Here is a 12,929-nt window from a genome sequence, read left to right as displayed (position 1 = left end):
TTAATCTAATGAGTTAAACTAAGCATGTTTCTCAATTAAGAATTTAAGAAATGCCAAATACATTAAAAGCATACTACCCAAAAATAGAAGCCATACAAAGTGCCGCGCAGAAACTAAAAGGTGTGGCACTTCAAACCCCTTTGACACCGAATTTAGGTTTATCGAAAGAGTTTGGTGCTAATATTCAATTTAAACGAGAGGATTTGCAACCCGTGCGTTCTTACAAAATTAGAGGTTCGTACAATAAAATCAGTAGTCTCAGCCGTGAAGAATTAGATAAAGGAATTGTCTGCGCCAGTGCTGGTAACCATGCACAAGGAGTGGCTTTTTCGTGTAAAAAATTGGAAGTGAAAGGCAGGATTTTCATGCCCGCCCCAACTCCAAAACAGAAAATTGCTCAAGTTGAAATGTTTGGAGAGGATTTCGTGGAGATAGAGTTGGTGGGCGATACCTTTGATGATGCTTTTCATGCTGCACAGGAATATCAGGAAAAATCCGGAGCTGTTTTCATTCACCCTTTTGATGACCCTAAAGTGATCGAAGGACAGGGAACGGTCGGATTGGAAATCTTGCAACAAGCCGAAAATCCTATTGATTATCTCTTTTTGCCAGTGGGTGGTGGAGGTTTGTCGGCTGGGGTAAGTAGTGTTTTTAAGGCACTTTCACCTAAAACCAAAATCATTGGGGTAGAACCAGCAGGTGCACCTGCCATGAAAACTTCCATTCAAAAAGGAGTGAATACTGCTTTGAATCAAATTGAGAAATTTGTGGATGGAGCAGCCGTAAAAAAAGTGGGAGATTTGAATTTCGAAATCTGCAGGCAAAATTTAACGGAAGTCATCACCGTGGAGGAAGGCAAAGTCTGCGAAGTGATTTTGCAATTATATAATAAGGATGCCATAGTAGCCGAACCAGCCGGGGCATTATCCATTGCTGCATTAGAACAATATGCAGAAGAGATCAAAGGCAAAAATGTGGTTTGCGTGCTGAGCGGAAGTAATAATGACATCACCAGAACTGAAGAAATTAAAGAAAGGGCATTGCTCTATAAAGGATTGAAGCACTATTTTGTGGTGAAATTCCCACAAAGAGCTGGGGCTTTAAAGCAGTTCGTAGTGGAGGTTTTAGGTCCCGATGATGACATTAGCCATTTTGAATACACTAAAAAGAATTCAAGGGAAACGGGTTCAGCAGTGGTTGGGATAGAATTAAAAAACTCTGCTGACTTCTCGCAGTTGTTGGAAAATATGAAGCAACTAGGTTTCTATGGAGATTACTTGAATGACAAACAGTATTTATTGGATTTGGTGGTTTGAATGGGTATTGAGTAGTGGGTAATGAGTAGTGAGTTTGGTTTTATGTCTTAAGTTTTAAGTGATAAGTTTTAGCAATTTTGCGCTCATAAACATAGGTTTTTTTAAATTAAATTCTCCATGAAAATCGTAATTCACAATTTCGATTTTCATGGTATTTTACTTCTTAGCAAACTTTAACAATAAAACAGGAAAGAGAAAAAGTTGGCTAATAACTGCCACTAATACTGCGATAGAAATCAGTAAGCCAAAATAAAATACAGTATTAAGAGAGGCAAATATCATGGAGCCGAATCCAAGAAATAGAAGAAAACTACTAATGATAATGGCTTTACCTACCCACTGTAGCGTGTGGTCAATGGCAATTTCAGTTGATTGATTTTTCTGCTCTTTGTTTTTAATAAAATGATGGATAAAATGTATGGTGTCATCGATACATATACACAAGATTATCGATGCTAAACTGGCTGTAGCCGTATCCAAATTTATATCAAACCACCCCATTACCCCAAAAATCACAAGAACTGGCAAGAGATTTATTAAGGTGGCCAAAATGGCCAGACAGATATTTTTCACGATCCACCAAAGAAGCAGAAAGACCAGAACGAAAGCGAGTAACAAACTGTAAACTTGTGTCTTAATCACAAAAGTTATAATAGAGGCATACATCGGCTGATAGCCTGCTACTTGCACTTTGGTACTATTGTCAAAGTGCTGATTTGCTATATCATTGATTTGATTAAGCTTTGCAGTCATTTCATTTGCGGACAGCATTTTGGTAAAGAAAGTAAGCCTGTAAGTTCTTGATTCTTCATGGTTAAAACTCTGGTGTAAATCCGTATAATGCTTTTTCACCTGCAGTCTAGCTCTTTTCACTAGTCCTTCACTCTTTATAGCTTTAGGCCATTTTTCTTGATATTCCGTTCTAAAGGCAGTTTCATAAAGGGTATGAAATCCTAAACTCTTCTCAATCCCAGATATGGACTGATGGACCTCATTTGTCCACGCAAAAGTATTTTGCAGAAGCTTACTATCATTATTATTAGTCGTTTTTATAAGATACTCAATGGGAAGATATGCGCCATAATTATCTTCTATCGTTTTACTATCTTGAGTTACTTCGTGGTCTTGAGGAAAGTAGCCTAAGGTATCAGAGTTCGTTTCGATTTGCTGTATTCCTATAACCGATATTGCAATTAAGATAGAAGCAATTATTATAATCGAATTTTGTTTTTTGGCGCTAAAGAATTGACTTCTTGGAATAAGCTTTTCAAATGGGAAATACTTTTTATGCACCTTTATGAAGGGTAGAAAAATGGGCGCTAGCAAAAAGCTGAATACTAGAGAGAAGAAAATTCCAATCGCAGCATACAATCCGAAGTCTTTTAAAATGGGCATGGGACTAACGAAAAGCGTTAAGAATCCCACCATAGTAGTGAGCGTTGTGAAAAGACATGGTTTAAATGCTGATTTCAAGGCAAAGAAACCGCTTTTATCAGACCCCATATATTTTTGATGCTGGTTGACGATATGAACTATATCCATCACACCCAATAGACTAATAATAATAGGAATTAAGCTGCTCATCAAATTAAGCTGTAAATCTGCTAAACCATAAAGTGCAAGTGTAAAACAATTGGCCAAGATTATGACTAGTAATACATAAAGAAGAACTGAAAGCTGTCTGTAAATGATGATGGTTAATAAGAATATGATAGCGTAAGCAATGCCTAAAAACAGAGCAAATTCCTTTTCTGAGAGTTGGTTTAAAGCATCATAAATCACTCCAATTCCAGCAAAATGGAGGTCATCTTGATCAAAATATTGCAGACTTAAGGTTTTTATTTCAGCCAGGTAATCGGCTCTTTCGGCTTCATAATCCTCATATTTTTTAGGTTGAATTAAAATTACTGCAGCAGTATGATCTTGATTAAACAAAATAGAGCCCAATGCATTATTCCTGTCTAAGATTTCCTTCCTTTTATTCAAAGTATACTTAGCATCTTGAAGCCTTGAAAATCGACTAATTCCAAAAGTATTGCCATCCGGTATTTTTAGATTAGTCGGGCTAAAGACTTTTTCGACTCTCTCGAGTCCTTGAACTGTATCAGTAAGCTGTTCAAGATTTTTCAGAAACTCATTTTCTAACGCACCGCTCTTATTTTTCAAAAGAATAAACAGTAACTCATCATTGCCGAACTTATCTTGAAATTCATAATACTCTTGTAGTTGCTGATCATCTTCCAAAAACCAAATGCTCAGTCGATTATCCACTTGAACAGCCTTTTCAATTCCCGACCATAAGAATGGCATAAAAGCGAGGGCTATCAATAAAGTAAGCCAGTGATATTTAATTAACCATTGCATTTCGTCACTTGAGTTTTTGCTTCAATATCAACTTCAATTTTTTATATTCTATTTTGGAAAAGTGACGTGGGTCTCTTGGTATTTTTTCCATGAAATGAACATCATCAATGGCGTAAATTCTCAGGAGTTCTTTTGTGATTGCATTGGAATCTGCCTTTGTTTCAATTTCAACAACCGCATAATTTTTATTTCTAATTCGGATAATCGTTCCTGCCTTTACACCATTATTAGATTTCAGGATTTCCTCATATAGGAAAGGTGATAAAAATCCAGCTTCATTTTGAATAAGAGCATTACAAGGTCCCGTGAGGAATAACTCATTTCCAATTCTAAAACCGCTATCCCCAGTTCGGTGCCAACATCTACCTTCAACCCATATTTTTTGCCTTTTCATCGCATCTGGATTATTGACATATTCTTTTAAAACATGCGGACCAGAAACTATGATTTCTCCTATTTCCCCATCATCCAAACTGAAATTTTGAAGATCATTCAATGAATTAAATTCAAGAGCTCGATCTTCAATAGGCATAATCAAAACAGTGGCAGATGCATCTATTGGTCCAACAAAAAGGCCTTTGTCTTTCGTTAAATTTCTGTGGGCTAATTCCTTTGCATTCACACTGCTTATGGGTTCTGCTTCCGTAGAGCCGTACAAAATTTTTGAAGTAGAATTTGGAAACCCGTCTACATAAGATTGTGCTTCTTCCGGGAAGACAGCTGCACCACCAGTGAAAATCCGTTTTATATTTTTAATGGGATGGTCGTTTTCCAGTGCATATTTGGCCAAGTTTAATACGAAATAAGGCGATGAGGCTATGCTTTCCACTTGATGTTTTTCAATTTGTGCAATTATCTTGTCAGCTTTAAGGCTCTCGGGTTTGGAAGCTTTAAAATCAGCAATTACCGAAGTTAGTCCTTTTCCCAAATTGATCATTAATACAATGGGCAAAACCGGCATATCAATTTTAGAAATTTCAGGATCAATTTTCTTTTCCAAAACCTCAAATTGTGCTCTTAAAAACCCATGCGTTCGCTTGGCCGCTTTAGGAGTTCCACTGCTTCCTGTAGTGAAAGTGATCAGTGCGATATCATCTAAATCAGTTGTAATGTATTGGTAAGAATTTTTTACCTCTTTGTAGTTAATGCCCAATTTAACGGGAATTTTTCTAATTTCAGATGAGAAAAATGTGAGTATTCTAGCCTTCAATATTCCAATAAAAGCGGTGCAATCTGCAATTTTGCAACAAAGATTTAATCTTTTGAAACTCACCCATTCATCTAAAAATACCGCTGTAGCACCGATCTTAAAAAGAGCTAAGACAATTCTGTAAAGGTCAATTCCCATCGGTACAAATACCAGGACACGATCTCCTTTTGAAATTCCTTTTTGCTGAAAATAGGCAGCCGTAATATCAATTTCTTTCGCTAATTCACTGTAAGTGATTTGAGTTTCTTTCTCAATAATCGCGATTCGGTCAGGAAAATGCTTTGCTGATTCCGTAAAAAGAGAGACGATATTGAATTGGCCAGCTTCCATCAGAGTTCTTTTGCATACAGAAAGTAGCGATTTATAGGTTTTCCGGCAAATTTGGTAGAGATACTGGAAGAATTCGCATCTTCATCCATTAAGGCGTGGATTATGGATTGATATCCATCTTTTTTAGCTTTTCGGTATAGCAGACTGCCCATTAATTGTCCCAAACCTTTCCATTTTGGGTCAGGATGGCGAGCTATGGTTTTAATAATTAATCTTTTTTCCGCAGGATTCAGGTGATCATCCAGACAAAAGAAAAAAGCTAGGAAATTCCCGTCTTCATCTTCAGCAATGCGCGTGTATTCTTGATTAAGAATTTTTTCAGTGCTCATATATTTTTGTACAAATTCTTCCTTTCCGAGAGGCGTAAATAAAAAATTATGAGCAAAGGCTTGGTGAACTAATTCGTGCAATTTTTTAAGATCGCCAGCAAAATCAGTCATATTGATGGGGCGAACATTCACTTTTAATGATTTTTGTAATTCAATCAGCTCATTTTCAGGCTCTAAAGAATCTGTAGGGATTTCTTCCACCAGCTTACTATTGTAATTCCTGACAGACTTAAAACCTGCGTTTAAAAAGTGTTTTTGATAATAATTCAGGTAATGAGGTTCCAAAAAGAATGGTGAATTGGTGCTTTCCGCAAAACGGTATGTGCTCCATGTACTTCCGTTCATAGGCCCTAAAAGGAATTTTGCTCCTAACTTTTTGGCATCTTCAGAAACTTGATCAATTAAAATTTGTGCTGCTTTCGGGTGATTTTCGGCTTCATAATTTCCGATGCTACATGTTGGTTGATTTTGAAAATTTAAATTAGGGTTTTGGTATAAAGCGGCTCTTGCTAGAAGATTGTTTTCATCTTCTACTCCGTAAATGGCAATCAAATTCTTAAAATCAAAGTCCTCCGGCACCTTCCATTTGGGACTATCTTCAGGATAAATTCCTTTTGGGAAATTATAGAATCTGTTGAATTCAGCCGATTCGGGAGATATTTTTTTGATTTTAAGACTCATAAAATGAATTTTAAGATAATGATGACTATTAGCGGGATGCTGAGGTTGTCAAATCCTTTGCCGCTAATGGTTTCAGTCAAACTAGTTAAGACAGCCACTACAGCGCTGTATAGAATTATATTGAATGTATTGAGATCCGTCAGCATCCACATCAAAATGCATGATAAGATCAGGCAAGATCCCATAAAACCAAGAGTTCCTGAAAGCGATTTGCTGCCTCTTTTGTATTTGCCAAAAGGCTTTCTTTTTCCTGCTAAAGCAGCAATAGGATCACAAATAGCTAAAGTTAGAATAGGTAAATAGAAAAAAAGTATTTCTTGATTAAAGCTGTCATAAGCATAGAAGCAGCCGTAAACTGAGATTGGATATAATAGGCTTCCATAGGAGGTGCGATCAATATCATTAATCGATTGCAGAAAATTAAACCGCATGCTTAAACTCAGGAGTAATAAGAAGCTGCTGCTAAGTAGTAAAACAGACCAATGGCTAGTCAGTAGAATTGGAAATAGTAGGGTGATGATTCCAGTACCGATATGTGCGATTTTTCTGGTGAGTTCGACTTTCCATTTGAATCGATGGTACAGTAATTCTGTCATTCCAAATAGGAAAAGAAATGATACTGCAAGTAAAGAAATCGCAATCAAATCTACTTTCATTTCCGTTGCTCTATGAGTATTTGGTGATAGAAAAAGCCTTTGTCTTTTTGTGTTAAAGTGTCTGACAATGAAGTTTGAAAGGCTAAATCCCGTGGAAATTCCTTAGATAATTGGCGAGCTACCATCAAATTCCAGTAAGCCATTTTACCTTCTTTTTTTAATCCATTGATTAATTCTTTGCCAGTATTTTGAAATGTTTCTACATCCATATACTCAAATATGTTGGACAAATTCATGTAGTCAAATGCATCATATTGACCTATTGCATCTTGTGCATATCCTTCAAAAAGTTGTAGGGCTTTCAAATTTCCTTTGACGTTGCCATAATTTTCTTCTCTAAGATAATACGGTAAATGGACACCGAATTCTCCTGTTAAGTTGTAGTTTAGAATGAAATTCTGTTGAGCTCTTTGGGATTGCAAATGCACTTCCGCCTTGCGGAAAATATATTCTGCTACGGGAATTTCAACTTGCTTTAAGAATTCAGGATCTCTTCCGAATTTTCCCATTATGGCTTTACTAAAGAATAGCTTGAATAGCATTCGCCAACGCCAGGTATTCCATTTATTTTTATAAAAATCTATTTGTGCTAATTCAGACTTTTCTTGAAATAGCTTTTTGATTGTTTTTCTAGAGTGTATGAATGGCAATATTTTCTCACTGAATAATTGGAAATACTTTTCAAATTTCCCTTGATGGATGATTCCATTTTGGATTTCGCTCTTCTGTTGATCAAAGAAGGCTTTTGCCTCCCGACCTAATTGCGATTTTAAATTCTCATAGGTTTTCAGTCTATTCTCATTAGGCCAAAATCCAAGAAATTGTAAGGACTCTTCTCGCTCTAAATTTTGGATGGCTACTTTCTTTAATTCGCATAAGTGCAGTTGTGTTTTGCTGATATCTACAGCAACCACTATTTCAGGATTGCTAGAAAGTAGTGCAAAGCTATTATCTCCAGCAGAAGCAATGGATAAAATTTTACTAGTTGAAGCAGGCTTAAGTCCTTGCAATAAAATATCTGCATCCTCCCAGCAGTTTGCATATCTAATTTTGTCAAAACTTACTTTTTCAATGGAGCTGCTCATTTTGCTTCAAGGATTTTAATGATACCTGAGCTTCCGTCCATCAGCACTTCATCTCCCGATTTTAATTGTTTCAATAAGCCTGTAACACTTACGATACAGGGAATCCCCATTTCTCTGGAGACAATAGCAGAATGACTCAACAAACTTCCTCTTTCTACTATGATGCCTGAAGCTGAGGGGAATAAGGTGACCCAACCTGGATCCGTGCTAGAAGTAACTAAAATATCTCCGTTTAGGCTGTCTACTTCATTTGGATGTTTAACCAAGCGGACTTTGGCTCGTACTTTTCCAGGGCAACAACCAATTCCTTTCAGTTCTCCATCATTTGAACTGGTTTCTTCGCTTCCAGAAATTTCACTGCTATACACAATGCCATTCGTTGAAAATCTTTCTGGAGGAGGTTCCTCAGTTTCAAAGCGCTCATATTCAGCTTTTCGAATGGTTATGTTAGATTTCAAATCACTAAAAACTGCGCGTCCTTCTATATAGCCTTCTATTTCAGATTTAGTCAAATAGAATATATCCCGACTGTTTTCGATGAGGTCTTCTTCATAAAACCTTTTTCCGATATGAGAAAATAGCATTCTGACTATTCCGAAAGCTCTTGTTCTTTCGTATCTCAAGTTTTCTCGTCCACTCACCAACTGTCTGGTGTTTTTAAGAATATAGCGCAGCCACCATTTTTTGATAAATTTGAATCTTAATTTTTCTTGAATTTCTTTTTCAGCATTTGCTCGCAACTCTAGTTCTAAATTGCCTGAGGTCGATTTTACCGTTATATTTTGCTGCACATAAGATTGCAAAACGCGGATCAGTTGCTCTGGAGCTTGTTCATACGATAGCGTTTCGAGCTTTAATTCGCCCACACATCTTTCACCAAAATCATGGATATAATCTTCAATTTTTTTGTTAAGTGCTAGAATATCAGGATCTGTTTTTTCTGATTGTAAATTCTTCCAGACGATCTCAGGAGAACCCTCGAAAAATGCTTTTAAATCCTCATCTTGATTTATAAAAGTGGCTATGGCAATACTTCGGTGTATAGGTTGGGTAGAAATTATATCAGAGCTTCCGCATAACAAGTCATTATGAATATTTGGATTTTCGCTTTTCAAATATTTGACCGTGCTCTTTTGCAAACTGCCAAACCAGATCATGGCAAAGAAATCATTCAATAAAGGTGCTTTCCACTGATTGAGCAGCTGTTGTTCGAAGTCTAGGTATAGTTTCAAAAGTTCAGGTGCAGATTTTGAATTGAAATCAATGGCCTTATATTGGGAGATGATTTCCTCCAACAACAGCATGAATTCTTTCCGTTTTCTCGGTAAAGAAAACATCCGCTTCAGCATCTTAAAAGCAGTTTTGGCGATTGACCAATAGGCTTGTCCTTTTGAAATGATATAGTCTTTTGGAATGTCAAAGCGTTCCTTAACGCCCATCATGGTTTCCATATAGCGGGCATTGAGGCTATAGCCCGGCAACATGGCTAACATCAAATACCAGGTTTTTAGATTATAATATACCCTGCCTCTTATTAACCCTAATGTGTTTTTAAAAACTTGTTGATTTTTAGCAATTACTTTTGGATCAACACCCATATAAGCACTGAAAAGCTGATAGGCCTGCTGATAAGATTGACTTATAAATGAAAAAGTCAAAGGCGTGGTTACACCAGGATAAGATTCTATGATGTTGCTATTATCCCACAGGATATAATTTTCAGTTTTGCTTTTATTATTTCCAGTTGTGATCGGACGGCTTTGCAATAGATATAATTCCTTATTTCGATAGGCAAACTCAATATCTTGTGGAGCTTTAAAATGATTTCTCAGTTGGGAAAGAAGGGTTTTTAATTCTGAAATTTGAGATGAGTTTAGCGTGGATTGCTTTTGTTTCTCTGTAGTAAGAGTAACTTTTTTCAATCCATGACCTCTTTGATCATCAAAAAGCAATTGATGCTTTTTGTCAGCAATTTCTTCTTTTATTCCTGCAGCGTTGATCAAGTACATATCTGCATCTAATTGTCCAGAAACCAAGCCTTCACCTGCGCCAAATACAGCATTAATAATTTGCTCCTCTTCATTTCCATCTGCTGGATTAGCCCCAAAAGCCACTCCCGAAACATCTGCCTCTACCATTTCCTGTAGAATAATGGCAATAGAAAGATGTCTACTGTCTAATTTTTTGGAATGTATGTATTTTTTTACTCGCTCAGCATATACAGACAACCAAACCTTTCGAATGGCAGATTGAATATCCGAAATCGGAACGTACATCATGCTTTCAAATAAACCGGCAAATGAAGATTCTTGGCCGTCTTCCATGCTGGCAGAAGAGCGAACCGCTAGCAGTGCCTGATTGCCAAATAACCCTTCGATGTCTTGAATAAATTTATCAGGGAATCGGTAATTTTCAATGAAATTGATAATAGCATTATCGTCATTTACATTTTGAGAAATCAGATCAGTCAACTCATTTGCAGGAATAATAATGAATTTAGGAACGGGAAAACCTTGATTCTTTAGGTGGATCAGATTTGTTCCTTTTCCACCAGCATTTTTAATGTCAATAATTTCAATATCGTTTTCTGAAATGATTTTCATATTGAACCAATCAAACGTGAAATCATAGGGCCAGCGCCTAGGATCAGGTACATGGCAATGGTCCAAATGGCGGAAGCATGTTCAATGAATTTTGCTGTTTTGGCATCTTTCTTTCCTAAAAAAAGGAAGGCTGGGAAGAGGCAAATCAAAAATACAAACAATAAAATCATATAGATTTCCATGCTATAATTAGCAAAATAGGAAGCGGTAATGCTCAGCAGGAGAGTTGCAAATAATACTACAATCCAAAGGTAAACAGCTTTTGGAATCCCCAACATGGAGGTATAAGTCAAAACACCTTCTGATTCTTGTTGAGGAGTTCTTATTTTTCTGCCGACTTCTAAGACAATGCCATTCATATAAGATACGGCAAAGAAAAAAAGTAATCCGACCGGGGCTTGGACATCAGCCAAAAACCAATCGAGACCACTGGCATAGACATCTATAAAGGGGATGATGAACATATGAGAAGTGACATACCAAAATTGATGCTTTTTCAGCCATTCGGCAATGAAAAATTCTTTGGTCATCAATAGCAGGTAAATGATGACTCCGGCATATAGCAGTAACATTTTTGGAAAGAAAACAGTATTGATGATGATTTGGGCTATAAAAACAACCCATCCGATAGCGGCTAATTCTTTCAGGGAAATTAGTCCTCTTGGAACCGGTAGTTCTTGCCTGAATTTTGCATCATCTTTAGCATCCTTGAATTCATCCAATATGCGGACTAGTAGAAAGAGTGTAATAGTAGTAAAAATTCCCAGTAGAAATTTTTCTGTGCTGACAAAGCCTTCGGCACCGCGGCTGATTCTTGAATAGGATATTGCTGAAAAACTGAAAACAGCAACTAAAACTCCATGTCCTAAAATGGGGAATCTTTCTTTTTGATAGATATATAATCTTTTTAAGAATGATGCTTTGTTTTCCTCTTCTTTACTATGTTGATTGATGATATAATCACTCATTTTGTTCTACCTAGTTTTTGATGTGCAGATGTAAAATGACCAACTGATAATGCGGCCGCAATGGATAACTCACCTGCTAAAACAACGGCTCCGCATATTTCAGCAAATTTCCGTGCTTTGCCTTCACCGTAGCAATCCATTAACTCCAAGCACTCTTTTTGAGTCGGTAATCCTGTTCCTCCGCCAATGGTCCCCACAATTAAATTTGGTAAAGTAACACTGGCATACAGGTCGCCATTTTCATTGACCTCCATCCGGGTTATGCCAACTGCTGCCTCGGCAATGCAGGCCACATCTTGCCCGGTTGCCAGAAATAGGGCAGTAAGCCCATTGGCATAATGACCTTGTGCGCCTATGGCACCACTTTGAATAGTTCCCAAGGTGGAGGTTTTCCAATACTCTTCCATTTGCTTCGGACTGCTTTTCAATACATCTTTTACAATTGACACAGGTAGTGTGATTTCCGTTGTTACTTTTTTGCCACGAACGCTTGAAAAAGATAGAGAAGTAGCTTTTTTATCGCCAGAATAATTTCCTTCTACATACCATTTCTTAGGTTTAATAGGGCTTTTGGCTAGAATAAATTGACAAATCTGATCAGTACAGATAGTCACCATATTTTGTCCGGAAGCATCTCCTGTTTGAAATTCAAATGTTAAAATAAGGTGATTGCCTTCAATATTGGAACTGATATCTTGCAGTTGAGCAAAACGACTACTTTTTTTGACTAATTCATGCAACTGATCGGTTTGATTATAAAACCAAACCAGAAATCCGCCTAAGTCGCCTAAGTTGTCAAATTTGAAAACAGGGGATCTTTTCACAGATTCGATCAAACAAATGGAAGTGGCACCACCGGAAAGCGTGCATGCTTTAGCCCCTCTTTGATAGGAAGCTACTAATGCGCCTTCGGTTGTTGCCAGAGGGACATAAAAATCTCCTTGTGCTACAGAACCCACTACTCTCACTGGACCTATCATACCAGTCGGGACTTGGCTACAACCTATGAAACTTTCAATATTGCCCCTGAAATCTTCTGCGGTCAATTTTTTACCTTCTTGAAATAAATGATTGGGCTTTAGTTGAAGCTCCTCTTTTATAAAAGCTTGTCTGTTTTTTGTTCCTTCTTTACTAGCCGGAAATTCTATTGGGAAAAATTGTTTATCGTCCACATCCCCAGTTTTATTTTGCACTTTACTGATAAGCTCAGAAATATCTTGAAGCTTGCTGAGGGTTTCAAGTGCTTTTTTGGTTCGTTCACTGGATGAAGACATAGCTTTTAAGTTGATTCAGTCTTTCTAAATTAAGTAAATGTAAATTCTTATACTAAATAATCATATCCTAAACTCATGTTTTTTACTATAGTATTTAATTTGTGGTTCTTGAG

Annotated in this window: 9 protein-coding genes; 1 reads left to right on the top strand and 8 read right to left on the bottom strand. The window is 37.0% G+C overall.

Annotated features, from left to right (window positions below; translation table 11 throughout):
- Positions 1–50 precede the first annotated feature (50 nt).
- Positions 51–1,316: a threonine ammonia-lyase IlvA gene (ilvA, locus tag FTRAC_RS08185; RefSeq protein ID WP_013453771.1), complete on the top strand. Its 1,266-nt coding sequence runs from the start codon at positions 51–53 to the stop codon at positions 1,314–1,316.
- 156 nt (positions 1,317–1,472) lie between these two features.
- On the opposite strand, the gene FTRAC_RS08180 is transcribed toward ilvA, so the two are convergent.
- From FTRAC_RS08180 to FTRAC_RS08145, 8 genes are read right to left on the bottom strand one after another with little or no spacing between them, the layout of a single operon-like run.
- Positions 1,473–3,680, bottom strand: coding sequence for an efflux RND transporter permease subunit (locus tag FTRAC_RS08180; RefSeq protein WP_013453769.1), 2,208 nt, complete (start codon positions 3,678–3,680; stop codon positions 1,473–1,475).
- A gap of 4 nt (positions 3,681–3,684) precedes the next feature.
- On the bottom strand, positions 3,685–5,220 hold the full coding sequence (locus FTRAC_RS08175) for an AMP-binding protein (protein WP_013453768.1): 1,536 nt from the start codon (positions 5,218–5,220) through the stop codon (positions 3,685–3,687).
- Positions 5,220–6,230: a GNAT family N-acetyltransferase gene (locus tag FTRAC_RS08170; RefSeq protein WP_013453767.1), complete on the bottom strand. Its 1,011-nt coding sequence runs from the start codon at positions 6,228–6,230 to the stop codon at positions 5,220–5,222. The genes FTRAC_RS08175 and FTRAC_RS08170 overlap by 1 nt, the downstream gene beginning before the upstream one ends.
- Complete coding sequence (locus FTRAC_RS08165) at positions 6,227–6,886, bottom strand: diacylglycerol/polyprenol kinase family protein (RefSeq protein WP_013453766.1); 660 nt, start codon at positions 6,884–6,886, stop codon at positions 6,227–6,229. The genes FTRAC_RS08170 and FTRAC_RS08165 overlap by 4 nt, the downstream gene beginning before the upstream one ends.
- A complete protein-coding gene (locus tag FTRAC_RS08160) occupies positions 6,883–7,971 on the bottom strand; it encodes a DUF3419 family protein (protein ID WP_013453765.1) in 1,089 nt (362 codons plus the stop codon). The genes FTRAC_RS08165 and FTRAC_RS08160 overlap by 4 nt, the downstream gene beginning before the upstream one ends.
- A complete protein-coding gene (locus tag FTRAC_RS08155; RefSeq protein ID WP_013453764.1) occupies positions 7,968–10,574 on the bottom strand; it encodes a PEP/pyruvate-binding domain-containing protein in 2,607 nt (868 codons plus the stop codon). Before FTRAC_RS08155 ends, FTRAC_RS08160 begins: the two co-directional genes overlap by 4 nt.
- Complete coding sequence (locus FTRAC_RS08150) at positions 10,571–11,542, bottom strand: UbiA family prenyltransferase (RefSeq protein ID WP_013453763.1); 972 nt, start codon at positions 11,540–11,542, stop codon at positions 10,571–10,573. Before FTRAC_RS08150 ends, FTRAC_RS08155 begins: the two co-directional genes overlap by 4 nt.
- On the bottom strand, positions 11,539–12,816 hold the full coding sequence (locus FTRAC_RS08145) for a hydroxymethylglutaryl-CoA reductase (protein WP_013453762.1): 1,278 nt from the start codon (positions 12,814–12,816) through the stop codon (positions 11,539–11,541). Before FTRAC_RS08145 ends, FTRAC_RS08150 begins: the two co-directional genes overlap by 4 nt.
- Between the last annotated feature and the right edge of the window lie 113 nt (positions 12,817–12,929).

Source organism: Marivirga tractuosa DSM 4126 (assembly GCF_000183425.1).
In the GTDB taxonomy this organism is placed as follows: Bacteria; Bacteroidota; Bacteroidia; order Cytophagales; family Cyclobacteriaceae; genus Marivirga; species Marivirga tractuosa.
This window is presented reverse-complemented; position numbering and strand designations above follow the sequence as displayed.